A 15039-nucleotide genomic window follows, 5' to 3' on the forward strand; every position below is an offset into this window, starting at 1 on the left:
TTCTTAGGAATTCATTAACGTTCTCAGCTAATGCAGTTACTGCAATTCTCCACATAATATAAGGAACCATACCTCCCGTATGTGGGATGATGAATTGTATATCAGGGAATCGGTCGAAGATTTTGTGAACAGCCATTGCTGTTACATTTGAGGCTCTACAAACATTGGCGATCCAGGTGAAGATAACACTCCCATGGATATCCCTTCCAATTCCATCTGCTCGAGGTGGAATGCTGGAGACCAGCCAGCTAATTGTGGAGGAAGGGAAAGATTCATTTCTTTCATTTTTTTGACGACCGGAGCTGAACCAATGTGGGTATGGGTATCAATTAATGGATAGCTGTGCGGACTAGACATGATACATTTCTCCTCTAATGAAATATTGTTGATAGCTAAGCAGTGTTTCTAGCTTCCAGCAAGCATAAGGTTCATTGGAGCCGCATAATTTGAGTAGTTAAGATTGGGCACAGGACAATGGGTAAGTGAGTAAGCTGTTCTTGAACACAAAATGGAGGGATATGAGGGTTTCTTGAGTGAAGTTCATATTATTAACTATAGCCCAGCCATTTCGTAAAGTCATTGTTGCGATCGTACAGCTATTTATGGGGGGGGTTGTACGTTACTCCTAATTCGTACTTCATCAAGTTAAGAACGCGTTAGATATCATCATCTAATTTCCTGTGTAGGAGGCTCTAATGGTCAATATGAGAATCGTCAGATCTATCGTTATCCTGCTTGTTGTTATTGTGGGGCTGGACCACCTGATTAGGAATGGGGAAGACAAGTATCCGAAGTATTTGACTCAAGAGATTGAAGCATTGAAGGGCGAGGGGCATTTTGTCGAAATCAATGGATCCTATAACCTCGGCAGCAAGCGTATTTGGATATATGGCGTAGGCTTCGATTCGGGAGATCGAACCAAGCCCATCGTGTATTATGATGCATTCGAAGATAGCGGCAACACGACTCTGTTCGGTATTGACCCGCCTATTACAGGAGGTGGGGGTACAGTGGGCAAAGAAAGCTGGCAAACGACTGGGCCAGTCGAGGACTCTCTATCGTTCCAAGTTGTATTCACACAGCCGAATAGAGAAGAACATGTCATTACGCTCAAGCTTCTGCCCGAATGAGACATAAGCAGCCGTGTCGTCAAACAAATAACGACAAGCCGATAAAAGGGAATGAACCCTATACTGGCTTGTCGTTGTTGTCTTCACTATAGAATTCTACATAGATATTCGGCTTTCTTCAGTTCGCACAATTCTTCGGCGAATGAGCCACTCAGCTAGGATCAGGTTCGGTACCCAGCAGATCCAAGCGATAACGGCAAAAGTATCATTCGTGTCGGTTAGTCCCAGGAAGATAGCTGCAAGCGTTGTATAGAGTCGAAGGGCGATTGCCGCACAGGATAACGCGTAATTGCGCAGCATCCATTGGCCATGCGCAATCGGGTTGCGATCTACAATAATGCTTTTTAATCCACGGTAGAGTGTATACAGCCACAGGAGGGCTAGCAGGCTGAAGCCGAGCTTCGCTATCCATCCTCCGTTCGCGTAGAAGGCTAGATAGAGTCCAGTGAAGCCGCCAATGACAATCATGATGGAATAGACGCCGCCAATGATGCGATGGACATATACGGCTCGCTTACGAAGCCGCTTAATGAATTGAAGGGGACCTATAGCAAGCGCTATGCCTGCCGAGATGGCGTGTGCCCATAGGATGTGATACCACAGCTCAGGTAGTGTACCTTTCTCTGTTGTGAACGGCTGTTCACGAAGGCCGTCAGGGGAGCCATACATAAGTAAAGCGTATGCTCCAATTCCTAAAGCTAAAATAAATAAAATGCCGAATGTACTCGCACGTAACACTCTTCCTCGTCTGTTCATTATCCACCTCATAACTGTCATTTTTTACTAATTTTAGATTAGCATTAACCAATGCCCTCCTCAACCGTCCAAAGGTGGGGCAGCTTCCCCGCCTCTAGTCTTGTATATGAGCACAAGCAGCCGGGCACTCCTTGCGGTGGGGTTTAGTCTGATTTCTCAATGGTCATACTGTGTGGAAGACGGCCAACACAGAGAAGGTAGCATATGCCCATGAAGAGACAATCATCGAATCATCATCGTCATAAGGCTGTAGACAATCAAATGTCAGAGTATGCAGGTATTCCTATAGATCAGATATTAGATTCCAACATAGAGCGTATCGTGCACGATATGGGTGGAAGTGATGATGTAGTCATCCGAGAAATCCGGTTCGAATCTGCGAGGCCGGCAGCTGGAGCAGTTGTATATATAGATGGCTTGTCGGATACCGCTATTATTAACAGTTATATATTTGATGTGCTGAATCGTTCGCTGAGCTCTGCCGATGTGGATTGGGGAGGGGAAGGGAGCGAAGCAGCTCAAAAGGCTCTGTCAAGAGATCTGCTAGCGGGGATAGGCTCGCTGCATACCTTGTCAGAAATGGGATCATTGTATTCAAGTTTGTTGGCGGGCCATGCTATTATTCTGCTGGATGGAATAGATTTTGCTTATTCCGCGGACATTCGCCAGTGGAAGGGGCGAGATGTTACCGAATCGACGAACCAGACCTCGGTTAGAGGGCCGCGGGAAAGCTTCACTGAAACGCTGCGAACGAATACGTCGCTTGTGAGGCGTAAAATTAAAGATCCGCGGCTATGGCTGGAGACCTACTCGGTCGGTCGAATGACTAAGACTGACATTAGGCTATTCCTGCTTGCTGGAACGGCACTTTATGGAGCTCTGACATTAGAAGTCAAGCTTCCTAATCCTTTCGCTATACTCAAGCTGGTGTACAGCGGGGCTGCTTAGCGAGTTGTGGGCAAGGGGGCAAGGAGAGGGCTTATGAACAAATGTGCCAGTGGTAAAATAACAGTTCGCCAATTCACGATCTTGATTACATTGGGGGTCATTGGTGATTCTATTCTTGTCGTACCAACCATCGTAGCGGGCTCAGCCAAGCAGGATGCATGGCTGTCCACGCTGTTTGCTTTAATGCTCGGGCTTCTTATTGGCGGAATCTTCGCAGTGCTGGCCAACAGGCTCCAAGGGAAAAGTCTGATTGAAGCATCTCAGCAAAAGCTTGGGATCATCATTGGGAGTTTCGTTGGCTTGCTTTTTTAATTAACTTTTTCAGCTGCATTCTTACGCTCTTGAGTGAGATTGGCCAGTTCATGACGACACAATTGATGCCGGAGACGCAACCCAACGCTATACTTCTAGTCTTTATGGGGGTCATTATTATTGCATACCGATATGGTCTCGAAGCATTCGCTCGTATGGGTGAGCTGCTTTTTCCGATATTTATGGCACTGCTTGCCTTTTTGGTCGTTTTCTTATTTCCTCAGGTAGAGGTCTCCAATCTACAGCCGATAGCGGCCAAAGGCTTTGGTCCGATTATAAGCGGAGCATTTCCTGCGTTTTCCTTTGGTTTTGCAGAAATGGTATGTCTATTTATGCTTACACCTTACGTTACTGGAGGCTTAACGAAACCGATTATGAAGGGGTTTGCAGTTGGAGGAGTGATCTTGTTCATGATCATGCTTCTGTGTGTGCTGGTGCTTGGGCCTAATCTGATGGCAACCAAGTATTATCCGACCTTCGTGCTGGGCCAGAAAATTATGATTGGCAACTTTCTGGAGCGGTTGGAGGCCATAATTGCATTTCTGTGGATTATCACGGTTTTTTTCAAAATACTGCTCTTATATTTCGCGCTGACCAGCGGTATTGCTCAGCTCTTCAAGCTCAAGAAAAGTCACATGCTGACGATCCCACTTGCTATGATGCTAATCGTCTTCACGATTGTCGCTTCGCCTAATATTACTGTTTATAATGAAATTCTAATCCATGTTTACCAGTGGTTCGATATGACCTTTTGTGTCGTGCTGCCTATCCTATTTCTAGGGGTATTGTTGATAAGGAAAAGATCGACCTAATTAATGACCCTAATAAGGGCTGTCTCTCTAGTCTGTGGCGACCATGAGAGACAGCCCATTTTTATTTGAACGGTTAGAGTGATTATATGCAAAAATGAATTCGTGCTAATGTCGGTTGCTCTCATGACTTGAGCAGACTTAGGAAGAGAAGCGCTTCTCGTGAATAGAAATTCACAGTCAAGCATGTCAGTTCGATGTTAAATGCTATTGTAAGATAGATCGAAATTCAACACTTTGGCTATAGAGTAGTAGATGATCATTATGCACATTGCCGAAAATACGGTACTTTCATTGACGGGGTAGAAGCCACACAACTAGAATGTGAATATAGCTAACATCTCTATCGGCCGATATGATGATGAGTGATTCAGACAAAAGGTGGGAGAACAATGTCGAATAAGAAGGAGATGGAGATCTACAGGAGCATTAAGCTGGCGATTACGACGCATAGGCTGCTGCCGAACATGCAATTAGTGGAGGATGCACTCGCCGAAGCATTTCAAGTCAGCAGGACGCCTATACGTAACGTACTGCGTCGCCTGGCGATGGAAAAGCTTGTAACGGTTATTCCTTACCGGGGAGCATTCGTTTCCTGCCCCAGTGTAGAAGAGGCAAGAGCTGTATTTGAAATGCGGCGTATTATAGAGTCATCAATGGTACGTAAGCTATGCGGAATCGTCGTGCCAGAGAACATCGCTCAGTTGGAGGCGCTTCTGGAGAAAGAGCACCTGATCAGTCATGCTGGTGATGTCGTAGGCGCGTTGGATGTGACTGTTGATTTCCATTTGAAGCTGGCTGAGCTCGCAGACAATACTTATTACTATCATTTTCTTGAGGAGTTAATCTCATTGACGGCGGTCATTATTGCTCTCTATGGAACGAACCGAAATTTCTGCAATGACCATGTAGAGCTCATCGGAGCCATCGTTCGCAAGGACGGAGATCAAGCGGCTCATATTATGAATGATCACCTCATGCAGATCGAACATTCTTTGAATTTCACGGTATCGACGAGCAATGTGATGAACTTGTCGGAAATCTTTCAATGCTAATTTTTTTTGTCCTACATTGTATCCAATCTTGGATGCCAAATAGAGATAGCTGTGAGAAAAAACAATTAGGGAGTGGAGAGTATGAGGAATTGGCCATCTGTGCTTAGTGTGGTATTAGTTACTATGTTAACTTTAGGGGCATGCTCCAATGCCAAGCCTTCGGAGGAAACTGCTGGAGAGCCGACTGCTGAAGATGGAATTACGATTACTCTCATGCATCGTTACCAAGAGTCCAATATCGGCAAAAGTCCGGAGGATACAGCTGTGCTTGATGGGGTAAAGCGATTTAAGCAGGATTATCCTGATATTGAGATTATTGAGGAGCAGATGCAAAACGACGACTATGCTATAAAAGCGCAAGCACTGGCTGCCGCGGATGACATGCCGGATGTGTTTATTGTCCCAGGATCATGGATGACGAACTTTGTCACCAATGAAATTGTACTTCCGTTGAACGAAGAGCTGGATAAACGACCGGAGTGGCGCGACGGCTACAGGCCGGGAACGCTGGATGCGGGAACGCGTGAAGGCCAAGTATACGGTATTCCGATTGCAGCCGGACCGACTCACCTTATCTACTATAACGCTGACATGTTTGCGGACATTGGCTATGAGCATTTTCCTGCAACATGGGATGAAGTGATGGACGCAGGCCAGAAGCTTGCTGATAAGGGAATTAATCTATTCTCCTATGGCGACATGTCCAAAGGCTATGCCCTATCGAGCTGGATCAGCGCATTGACAGACCGAGTGACCGGTCCAGAATGGACAGAGTCCATATTAGCAGGAACAGGAGCAGCGTTCACTGACCCTGGATTCATCGAAGCGATCTCTATTATGAGTAACCTGTCCCAAGCCGGTTTTTTGAATAAAGATATGAATTCTGTTGATGGGGATACGATGGTTACCTACTTCTTTGAAGGGAGATCGGCTGCATTCGTCAGCGGTATATGGTCAGCGATGAATATCGTCAACAACGCTCCAGAGGCTGTAACGAATGCGACGAAGGTTGCTGTATTCCCACCTGTTGAAGGGGGCAAAGGCAATCCGTCCAGTTCTTCTGGGGGGGCCGGTGTTTATTACAGCGTGAATGCGAAGGTAGAGCCTGGCGATAAGCTGGATGCTATTGCAACCTTGCTAGATTACATGACGGGTGCGGAGAGCGCGAAGCTTATGGCTGAGGTTGGCGGTTTCCCTGCGTACGATCCGGGAGATTTCGATACGACTAAGCTTCACCCAGTAGCTCTCGGGGCGTATGACGCTAGTGCAGCTGCTGATGCAACGAAAATATTCGATCTATGGTTCGATGCTTCTATTGTCGAAGTGATCAATACGGAAATTCAGAGCGTAATGTCTGGTTCTAAGACATCAGAGCAGCTGGCTAAAGAGACGCAAAAAGCGTACGAGACGTTTCTGTCCAAGCCATAACAGTGAATCCGTAAGCGAAGGGCGGGTTACAGTAAGCGGCTCGCCGTTCGCTCGATGGATTAACCATAACGATGAGGTGATAGTATGGGCAAAGCATTGCGTCCTCCTAGCTGGCTGCTTCTGATATATCTACTACCAGGGCTGGCTGTCTACTCTTTTGTTGTACTCATTCCAATACTGTCCGCATTCCGATACGGCTTCTATTCATGGACGGGCGGCCCGAAGATGAGCTTCACGGGGCTCGATAACTACTTAGAGATTATGCGTGACGAGGTATTCTGGCATTCATTCCTGAATAACATCCTGATGACTGTGTATGGATTGATTGGACAAGTTGGGCTTGCCTTTATATTCGCTATGTTCCTGATGTCGAAGCTGGTCAAGCTGAAGGGACTGCACCGTACGATGAGCTTCTTCCCGTCCACACTCGCTCCAATTATTATTGCCTTCCTCTGGACACTAATCTACAACTACAACTATGGGATGCTGAACGAGGTATTGAAGGTGTTCGGGCTAGAGCACTTGGCGCAATCCTGGCTCGATCTGACTGGCCCAATTGTCCTCCTAGTATCGATACCGCTGTCTTGGCAAAATATCGGGTTTTTCACACTGCTAATGCTGGCAGGACTGTCATCCATCAACAAAGAAGTGCTGGAAGTGGCAGAGCTGGATGGGGCTACAGGCTTTCGTAAGGCTTGGTATATCATCATCCCACTTGCCAAGCCGACCCTGATCGTCGCTTCCCTACTATGTATAGCGAATAATATGAGAGGGTTCGAGCATATCTATGCGATGACTGGCGGGGGGCCAGGCAATGCTTCGTCGGTTATGGCTCTGTACGCCTATGAAACCTCCTTTCTAAGGTTTCGATACGGCTATGGCTCAGCACTTGCGATAACGATAATGGCCCTTACGATGCTTATTATTCTACTTAGCACCATCGCACTGCAAAGGAAACGCGCTGAGAACGGAGGTGAGGAATAGTGGAGCTGGAGCTGCAACGGAGCTATACGAAGTTTTCCCGCGCTGTACAAAAGACACTGCTTAATCTAGTTATGATGCTATTTACGATTAGCTGTATTTTCCCGCTTATATGGATAGGCTACTCTTCTTTGAAAACACAGTCGGAGTTCTCAAACAGCATTCTGAAGCTTCCGGAGACGCTGCATTTCGGTAACTACGTGGAAGCCATTAAGCTGACCAATATGCTGCAGCTCTCCTGGAACAGTGCTAGAGTGACATTGCTCTCGGTTATTCTAATTGTGTTGATTGCTTTTGTAACCGGCTATATCGTAGCTAGACTTCGGTTCAAAGGCAAAAAACTAATGGTGTTCTATTATTTGTTTGGGATGCTGGTGCCGATTCATGCCCTACTCGTGCCTATGTATCTGCTGTTCAAGCAGACAGGGCTTGCTGATCAATGGTTCACTCTTATTATTCCATATGTGGCCTTTAATTTGTCACTGCCGATTCTGCTTGTTACGAGCTATGTCATGGGCATTCCGAAGGAGATTGAGGAGGCCGCTGCTATCGATGGACTGAGCTTTAGCGGCACGATGTTCAAGATCATTATGCCAATGGCTGTCCCGGTATTGACAACCGTAGCGATATTGCAGTTTTTTGCATGCTGGAATGAATTTTCGTTCGCACTTGTGCTGCTGAAGGATGAGGCGATGAGAACGGTGCCGCTTGGCATGTCGTTTTTCAAATCACAGCACAGTACCAACTACCCTCAGCTAATGGCTGGGATGGTACTGTCGATGCTTCCAGTGACCGTCATTTATTTTGCCTTCAGCTCTCGCATTATAGCTGGAGTAATGGCAGGAGCGGTTAAAGGATAATGGAAATACAGTTAATACAGCTAATACAGTTAGCGAAGTTAGAAAAGTCCAATCACTTATGGGAGGAATTATACAATGCATAACATTGAACAATCGACTATTCGTACGCCTGACCGGTCCAAGTGGAATGAATCCTTTTACAGAAGATCAATGGAGCTGCCGGATGAGCTGCTCATTGGAGCCATTGACAGTCATGTGCATGCAGGTCCTGTATTGAACTCTAACCCTGGACACTTCGATCCCATTCAAGTAGCACAGGAAGCGGCTTCTGCAGGCATGAAGAGCATTGTGTATTATGATGTGTTCGGATGGGCCTCCGGCATGGCTTGGATCGTCAACCGTCATGTGCCTGGTATTCATACGTATGGCGGTTACCTGATGAACTCTTGTCACAATGGCATGAACCCTCGTGCGGTTAAGACGGCTCTTCATATGGAGGAAGGCTGCCGGTTCATTAGCTTCGGCTCTCACTGCACCCGTTACTCGGCTGAGCGTGAATCGACGCTTATCGATGGCAAACTCGTTCCATTCAAGGATGCATTTCCTAAGTTCGCAGAGAAGGAATTAACGGTAGCTACCTCTATTCCGGTTGAAGGACCTGTATCCGAGGAGCTGGATGAGATTCTAACGATGATTGCGGAGCATCCGGAGGTCTATTTGAACACGGGGCATGTATCTGTAGAGGAAGCGCTGCGCTTGCTCGATCTTGCTGAGGAGTATGGCATTCGTAAAGTGCTGATTGCCCATCCTGTCAGGGGTAAAATGACTATTGAGCAGCAGAAAGCAGCAGCGGCAAGAGGAGCCTTTTTGGAAGCGTGTCTGGTGGATTGGCTATACCCTGATGTGCCCCGCACCCATTATTATGTGGAGAAAGAATATATGGATATGGGAGCAGAGCTCGGACGCTACTCTAATGCGGTTGCTTGGATGAAGACGATTAAGGAAGTGGGCATTGACCGATTCGTCCTTGGTACAGACTATGGAATTCGCGCTGCTCCAACTCCTGTCCAAGGCATGCGCACGATGGTCGCGTCCATGCTGGATTATCAGTTCTCCCCAGATGACATTTATCATATGATTGCCACGAATCCAGCCAAGCTAATCGGTATTTAAAAAAAGACGAATGCAACGGACCCACTTGGGATGAGACAGCCGGGAATGGCTAATGGGAGTGGAGCGATTACGATGCTGGAAAACAGATCGAATGCGATGTTGTACGATCTCGTCATTATTAATGGTCAGGTTGTTCTCGAGGATCGTGTAGAACGGCTGGAGCTCGGCATTCGAAGCGGACGAATTGTGGAAGTAGCGGAGTCCATTGAGCGCAACGGATACTCTGTCATTGATGCGGCGGGCCTGACTATAATGCCAGGAATGATTGATGCGCATGTTCATTTCAATGAACCGGGATTAGGGCATTGGGAAGGCTACGCCACGGGTACGGATGCTTTGGCGGCAGGAGGCTGCACGACTTTTATTGATATGCCTCTGAATGGGCTTCCGCCAACCGTTACAGTAGCAGCGCTGGAGCAGAAACGAAAGGCTGCTGCAGGTGTTTCTCTAGTTGACTATGGCTTCTGGGGTGGATTAATGCCAGGGTTCATACAAGAGCTGCCTTTACTTGCAAAGGCGGGTGTTGTCGGCTTCAAAGCGTTCATGTCTTCGCCTGGAGATGAGCATAAGGATGCCTTCCGGCGCAGTGATGATCGTACGCTGCTCGAAGGGATGAAACGAATTGCTGAGCTTGACAAGGTGCTTGTTCTCCATGCCGAGGACGAACAAATAGTGAATCGGTATATGATGCAGGCACGAGCAGAAGGGCGAAGCTCAGCTGGTGATTATTCTAGCTCCCGCCCAATAGCAGCAGAGTTAGAGGCGGTGCAGAAGGCGCTGGATTATGCATCGCGCACAGGCTGTAAGCTGCATTTTGCCCATATTAGCAGCGAGGCGGCAGTGAAGGCTGTTTGGCAAGCGAGACGATTAGGCCAGGATGTGACGCTCGAGACATGTCCGCATTATTTGACGCTGACCGACGAGGATTTTGCAGCAATGGGTGCTGTGGCCAAGTGTGCACCGCCACTGCGAAGCGCGCAGGAACAAGCGAAGCTCTGGCATTGCTTGGAGCAGGGGTTGATTGATCTAGTGGCCTCTGATCATTCTCCTTGCCCAATTGAGCTTAAGGAGGTACCGGATATGTTCACAGCATGGGGTGGGATATCAGGTGCGCAGAGCTCACTTGAATTACTTGTGGACGAAGGACATCTGAAGCGGGGAATGTCACTGCCACAGATTAGCCGTCTACTGTCTGGTGCGCCTGCCAAGCGTTTCGGTCTTGAGCAGAGCAAGGGAGCTATTCGGCTGGGGGCAGATGCAGATCTTGCGCTGCTTGATCTAGGTGGTGCTTATCGGCTGACCGCCGATAAGATTCTGCATAGGCATAAGCATACGCCGTACTTAAATCGTGAGTTTGGATGCAAGGTTAGCATGACGCTGCTTAGGGGAGAGGTTGTTTATGACGAACGCAGCGGTATCCAGCTAGAACGTGCGGGGCTTGAATGCTCCTTAGGTTTGTCGAGAGAGTTATGTGGACCTTGGTATATGACGTAAGCAAGATCAACACTCGGAACGCTCTTGGAGGTTGATGCAGTGAAAGCTATTGTGAACAGGGAAGCGGAAAGAAATGATTTGGATAAAGAGTGGATGGAATTATTCGGGAAGCTGCCTCTTGCATGCAGAGAGGAATATGTTGAGACTTATCTCAGTAAATTATTGCCTGACAGCTCGAAGGTTTCGGAAACAAGGCGGAACCTGAAGGAACGGAATGAGAGAAGGCATCGAGCAGAGCTTCTGCTGACACTCGAAACCATCGTCGCTTGTGATGGGAATATGAACGAAATGGCTAGACAGCTATTCATACATCGCAATACGGCATCCTATCGGATTGATAAGCTGGAGAAGCTGCTTGGTATGCCGCTTAAGCAAGAGGATAACCTGCTTCGATTAAAGTTAGCATTCTTATTCCGAGATATGCCGGATGCACGTATGTAAGCTGACAAGTTGGAGCAGCAATACTAAGGAAAGGGCTCGACCATGATGGTCGGGCCTTTTCCTTAATTCGTGTTATGTTTGAATACGATATAGTCCATTTTGCTATTGATCAGCGTAATGAGCTGCTCCGCCATATAGCTGGCTGAATATTTGAAGTTGGTCTCTGACCAATGCATGATGACGCCTACGGTTGCTGACATCTGGTAGCTTAGCATGATTTCATAATCAATAGGCGGATCGCTCGCTTCCATCTCAATGTGCATATCCTCCCGCATCGATTCCCGCAGCCGATCGAACAGCTCAACCGTCATTCTGCCTCTTCCTACAGAGGATAATGCCTTGAACTCGTCTTTGTGGTTCTCCACATATTCGAACAGCTGGAGGGTAGACGGGTAGATCTTCGTAGCTTCAATACGATCCATCCCACTATATGGATTAAGCAATGTCTCGGCAAAGCCGCTTAGGAATTCATCGTGAATGTCCTGCAGCAGATTTTCTTTACTGAAGAAGTGTTTATAAAAGGTTCCTCGGTTATAGTCTGCTCGGCTTGCCACATCCATAATCGTAACCGAATCATAACCCTTCTCGAGTACCAGTTCAACGAATGCTGATTTCAAAGCTTGGCGGGTTCTTCTCGTTCTTCTGTCTAGTGTTTCTTCCAGTACCAATAGAATCTGCCTCCAAATAAGAATGTTGTTAGTATGATGAATGTGTGGATATATTAGCTGACCGTATTGTCTTAGCTGAGCTCTTCTAAAGGTAACAAAATAGACACAAATGTTCAACATGAATGGGAAAGAGTGACACTTGCCCACAAGGGTGTCGGTTAGCTGACATTAGCTGATTTATTGATTATTGAAGAGGCTGAGTAATGGGTGTAGCCTATTACTTAGAGAGAGGATAATCTTCTCGCCGACTATACTTGATATAGCCAATTCAACATAAAGGAAGCGAATATATAATGAGTGCAACACAAGTGAAAACAGCTGTCACCAAGCTCTTGACCTTGTCTATAATGTGAACGTACGTGGTGTATTCTTAGGTCTGCATTATGTCATTCCTGTGATGAAACGACAAAATTCCGGCGCTATTCTCAATACTTCGTCTCTGGCGGGCTTGATGGGTGCTCCTGGTATGTCTCCTTATATTATGTCCAAGCATGCTGTAATTGGTCTGACTCGCGTAACGGCTAACGAGCTTGCGCCACATGGCATCCGTGTCAATGCGGTATTGCCAGGAACGATTAACACCCAAATGATGCGTAAGATCGAGAATAACTTCGGCAGCGCAGAAGCTTTCAAAGCCGCTAACGAAGCTGCAACTCCAATGGGCCGCTATGGTGAGCCACACGAGGTCGCTGCTGTGATGAACTTCCTTCAATCTGATGAAGCATCATTCGTAACGGGTTCCTTGTATACTGTTGATGGCGGTATGATTGGACAATAATATCTAGGATAAGCGACTTTCGCTAGCAATGAGTAAAAGGGCGTTCCAACTGCAGTGGCATGATGATGCACTGTAGGAGGGACGCCCTTTTTGATCGACCATTTATCCTTTAAGGCAATTGTTTATTTCTTAGGTGCTTTGTCCAGCAGCTGCTCCATGATGAAGTCCAGCTGCTTATCAAGAGAGTAGATATCACTGTAGTAAGATAAGCCGAAGCTCAGCTCGATTAGTCGGCCTTCCTTAATAGCCGGAATGTTGTTCCAGATGGGGTTGTCTGATAAATCATCCATTCCTTCATAGGAGGAGCGGATAACAAAGTCTCCGATATAGTCAGGAAGCACCTCCATGGAGACCGAATCACCGGTAGCTTCTGTTGCTACATCAATCTTCTCCTGAATGATCGCAGGAGCTTTCAAGCCAAGATATTCATAAATAATCTGTGAGCCACGTCCGAATTGCTTGCTGGCGATAACAGCCATTTCTTTTCGTCCGCCTTCGATGATCGTTACCGTCTTGTCCATCAGGCCAGCTGCTTCCAGAGTCTGTTTGCTCTCTTCAACCTTGGTGGTGAAGTTGTCCAGCAGCGTCTGCATTTCCTGTTCCTTGCCGAATGTTTCGCCTAGCATCGCAAGTCTTTCCTCCGTTGTCATCGTTGCAAAGGGAACGATGACGGTTGGTGCAATATCCTTCAGCTTCTCATACGTTTCCTCAGAAGGAACGATGATGAGATCTGGATTAAGTGCCAGCACTTCCTCGGGATCGGGCTCGAACCAAGTACCCAGCGTCTGGATGCCCGTTAGCTCCTGTTCGAATGCAGCACCCTCAGACACATCAGAGACACCTACAGGCTTGATCCCCATGGCAATAATGTCTCCAAGCAAATAGAGTACAACAATCCGCTGTGGGTTAGCGGGGACCTCGATATCGCCTTTAATCGTAGACACGATTCTTGTCGTTGCTTCGCTTGCCTGATTCGTACTCTGCTCAGTCGTGTTGGCAGGAGCCGCTGCGGAGCCTCCGTTATTGCTGCTTGTTACCCCTGTAGAGCAGGCTCCCAGCAGAAGTGTTAGGCTTAGCAGTAAGCTTATAGCCAGACTTGTTGTCGTATTTCTTTTCATTCGTATAGACCCTCCACGTTTATATTGATAACGGTTATCATCGCCGTTATCAATATACCGTTTCAGTCTGGGTGATCCAATGGACAATCTGGTTACTCTGAATGGATGATCTTCTGATGTACGCTGCTTATGCTCTCCCTTCCGGAAGCCTGCCGGTGATACACCTTTGTATTTTTTGAAAATACGGCTGAAATAATAGGAGTCTGAATAGCCCACGGCGAGGGCAATTTCTTGTAGATCCTTATCCGTACGGAGCAGAAGCTCCGCAGCATGATGCATCCGTACCTGAATCAGATAATGAATGGGGCCGCAGCCGGTCTGCTCCTTAAACTTCATGGATAGATGGCTGGGGCTGTAATTCAGCGTCTCCGCGATCGATTCCAGCGTTATATTCTGTTGATAGTGTGCATCGATATAGCGGATAGCTTGCGCAACAAGATCAGGCTTCGGCTTGCCAATCTCCTGATTCATAAGCTGCTGCATCAGCTCATGAATGAACTGGTAGAAGAGTCCTGTAATAAGCAGCCGGTCCAGACTCTTGACATGATCCCAACGTTGTTCCATCTGAGTCAGGTATTGCAGCAATGGAAGAGGCTCCTCCGGCTGGAAGCCATACTGGAGCGAGAATGGGTGATGGCGATCGAGCAGCGAAGCTATATGGTTAATTCGAGGGAAGGGATAAGCGGTTCTATAGAACAGAATATAATAGTCGAAAGGCTCTACAGCCTCTATATCAAGGGGCATTCCTTTGCCCCCGTGCAGCATGTGGAATTGTCTTGCCTCATGTCTGACACCATCTAGCTGCAGAATGGCTGAGCCTCGAACACTATAGATGAAGCTGCTGGCGGGGAGCCTATAACCCTCAAGCAGCTCACCAGGATTCATGATGACATGACGAATATCTAATAGCTTAACTGCGGCATGATTCCATAACGTAATATGCTCTTCCAGATTCAATTGCGTTCTCATCTCCGATTCATCGCCCTGATATTGCAGATAGGGCGGAGCTGCGTAACAGCTCTACGATGTATCTATTGTAATTGATAATAATTATCAATTACAATATTAATTTAGTGAAGCAGCAGAGGCAGGAAGCCGTAATTGCTATAAGCAGGATAGACATTTACAATGTTTCTTAACAGGCACGG

Annotated in this window: 14 protein-coding genes and 1 pseudogene; 11 read left to right on the forward strand and 4 right to left on the reverse strand. The window is 47.2% G+C overall.

What is annotated here, in order from left to right; all coding sequences use genetic code 11:
• Positions 1 to 141: 141 nt before the first annotated feature.
• Positions 142 to 357 (reverse strand): hypothetical protein, encoded by a 216-nt coding sequence (locus tag AC6ESP_RS15285; protein WP_497097587.1) that lies wholly within the window; start codon positions 355 to 357, stop codon positions 142 to 144.
• Between the two features lie 338 nt (positions 358 to 695).
• On the opposite strand from AC6ESP_RS15285, the gene AC6ESP_RS15290 reads away from it, so the two are divergent.
• Positions 696 to 1130: a hypothetical protein gene (locus AC6ESP_RS15290; RefSeq protein WP_497097588.1), complete on the forward strand. Its 435-nt coding sequence runs from the start codon at positions 696 to 698 to the stop codon at positions 1128 to 1130.
• A gap of 96 nt (positions 1131 to 1226) precedes the next feature.
• Here the strand turns inward: AC6ESP_RS15290 and AC6ESP_RS15295 are convergent, their stop codons facing one another.
• Entirely contained in the window at positions 1227 to 1886 is a 660-nt protein-coding gene (locus AC6ESP_RS15295; protein WP_497097589.1) for a DUF2306 domain-containing protein, read from the reverse strand.
• 210 nt (positions 1887 to 2096) lie between these two features.
• Here AC6ESP_RS15295 and AC6ESP_RS15300 point away from each other — a divergent pair, with 210 nt between their 5' ends.
• The 9 genes and pseudogenes from AC6ESP_RS15300 (at position 2097) to AC6ESP_RS15340 (ending at position 11327) form a co-directional block, all read left to right on the forward strand.
• Positions 2097 to 2834, forward strand: a complete 738-nt coding sequence (locus AC6ESP_RS15300) for a spore germination protein (protein WP_497097590.1) — start codon at positions 2097 to 2099, stop codon at positions 2832 to 2834.
• A 33-nt stretch (positions 2835 to 2867) separates the two neighbouring features.
• A pseudogene (locus AC6ESP_RS15305) lies at positions 2868 to 3958 on the forward strand (GerAB/ArcD/ProY family transporter).
• A 389-nt stretch (positions 3959 to 4347) separates the two neighbouring features.
• On the forward strand, positions 4348 to 5010 hold the full coding sequence (locus AC6ESP_RS15310; RefSeq protein WP_497097591.1) for a GntR family transcriptional regulator: 663 nt from the start codon (positions 4348 to 4350) through the stop codon (positions 5008 to 5010).
• A gap of 81 nt (positions 5011 to 5091) precedes the next feature.
• Entirely contained in the window at positions 5092 to 6438 is a 1347-nt protein-coding gene (locus AC6ESP_RS15315) for an extracellular solute-binding protein (RefSeq protein ID WP_497097592.1), read from the forward strand.
• 84 nt (positions 6439 to 6522) lie between these two features.
• Positions 6523 to 7422, forward strand: coding sequence for a carbohydrate ABC transporter permease (locus tag AC6ESP_RS15320; RefSeq protein ID WP_497097593.1), 900 nt, complete (start codon positions 6523 to 6525; stop codon positions 7420 to 7422).
• Complete coding sequence (locus AC6ESP_RS15325; RefSeq protein ID WP_497097594.1) at positions 7422 to 8279, forward strand: carbohydrate ABC transporter permease; 858 nt, start codon at positions 7422 to 7424, stop codon at positions 8277 to 8279. Before AC6ESP_RS15320 ends, AC6ESP_RS15325 begins: the two co-directional genes overlap by 1 nt.
• Before the next feature lie 75 nt (positions 8280 to 8354).
• Positions 8355 to 9392 (forward strand): DUF6282 family protein, encoded by a 1038-nt coding sequence (locus AC6ESP_RS15330; RefSeq protein WP_497097595.1) that lies wholly within the window; start codon positions 8355 to 8357, stop codon positions 9390 to 9392.
• Positions 9393 to 9422: 30 nt separating this feature from the next.
• Positions 9423 to 10886 (forward strand): allantoinase AllB, encoded by a 1464-nt coding sequence (allB, locus tag AC6ESP_RS15335; protein WP_497097596.1) that lies wholly within the window; start codon positions 9423 to 9425, stop codon positions 10884 to 10886.
• A 39-nt stretch (positions 10887 to 10925) separates the two neighbouring features.
• The gene (locus AC6ESP_RS15340) at positions 10926 to 11327 is read left to right on the forward strand and encodes a PucR family transcriptional regulator (protein ID WP_497097597.1); all 402 of its coding nucleotides are present in this window, start codon (positions 10926 to 10928) and stop codon (positions 11325 to 11327) included.
• Positions 11328 to 11389: 62 nt separating this feature from the next.
• Here the strand turns inward: AC6ESP_RS15340 and AC6ESP_RS15345 are convergent, their stop codons facing one another.
• Complete coding sequence (locus AC6ESP_RS15345) at positions 11390 to 11995, reverse strand: TetR/AcrR family transcriptional regulator (RefSeq protein ID WP_497097598.1); 606 nt, start codon at positions 11993 to 11995, stop codon at positions 11390 to 11392.
• Positions 11996 to 12281: 286 nt separating this feature from the next.
• On the opposite strand from AC6ESP_RS15345, the gene AC6ESP_RS15350 reads away from it, so the two are divergent.
• Entirely contained in the window at positions 12282 to 12773 is a 492-nt protein-coding gene (locus tag AC6ESP_RS15350; RefSeq protein WP_497097686.1) for an SDR family NAD(P)-dependent oxidoreductase, read from the forward strand.
• A 122-nt stretch (positions 12774 to 12895) separates the two neighbouring features.
• On the opposite strand, the gene AC6ESP_RS15355 is transcribed toward AC6ESP_RS15350, so the two are convergent.
• Complete coding sequence (locus tag AC6ESP_RS15355) at positions 12896 to 14860, reverse strand: AraC family transcriptional regulator (RefSeq protein WP_497097599.1); 1965 nt, start codon at positions 14858 to 14860, stop codon at positions 12896 to 12898.
• Positions 14861 to 15039 lie beyond the last annotated feature (179 nt).

The organism is Paenibacillus xinjiangensis, assembly GCF_059686975.1.

Bases quoted from the DNA above. Each gene is read 5' to 3' on its own strand.
- AC6ESP_RS15285 (WP_497097587.1), bottom strand. From the start codon at position 357: ATGTCTAGTCCGCACAGCTATCCATTAATTGATACCCATACCCACATT.
- AC6ESP_RS15290 (WP_497097588.1), top strand. From the start codon at position 696: ATGGTCAATATGAGAATCGTCAGATCTATCGTTATCCTGCTTGTTGTT.
- AC6ESP_RS15295 (WP_497097589.1), bottom strand. From the start codon at position 1,886: ATGAACAGACGAGGAAGAGTGTTACGTGCGAGTACATTCGGCATTTTA.
- AC6ESP_RS15300 (WP_497097590.1), top strand. From the start codon at position 2,097: ATGAAGAGACAATCATCGAATCATCATCGTCATAAGGCTGTAGACAAT.
- AC6ESP_RS15310 (WP_497097591.1), top strand. From the start codon at position 4,348: ATGTCGAATAAGAAGGAGATGGAGATCTACAGGAGCATTAAGCTGGCG.
- AC6ESP_RS15315 (WP_497097592.1), top strand. From the start codon at position 5,092: ATGAGGAATTGGCCATCTGTGCTTAGTGTGGTATTAGTTACTATGTTA.
- AC6ESP_RS15320 (WP_497097593.1), top strand. From the start codon at position 6,523: ATGGGCAAAGCATTGCGTCCTCCTAGCTGGCTGCTTCTGATATATCTA.
- AC6ESP_RS15330 (WP_497097595.1), top strand. From the start codon at position 8,355: ATGCATAACATTGAACAATCGACTATTCGTACGCCTGACCGGTCCAAG.
- allB (WP_497097596.1), top strand. From the start codon at position 9,423: ATGAGACAGCCGGGAATGGCTAATGGGAGTGGAGCGATTACGATGCTG.
- AC6ESP_RS15355 (WP_497097599.1), bottom strand. From the start codon at position 14,860: ATGAGAACGCAATTGAATCTGGAAGAGCATATTACGTTATGGAATCAT.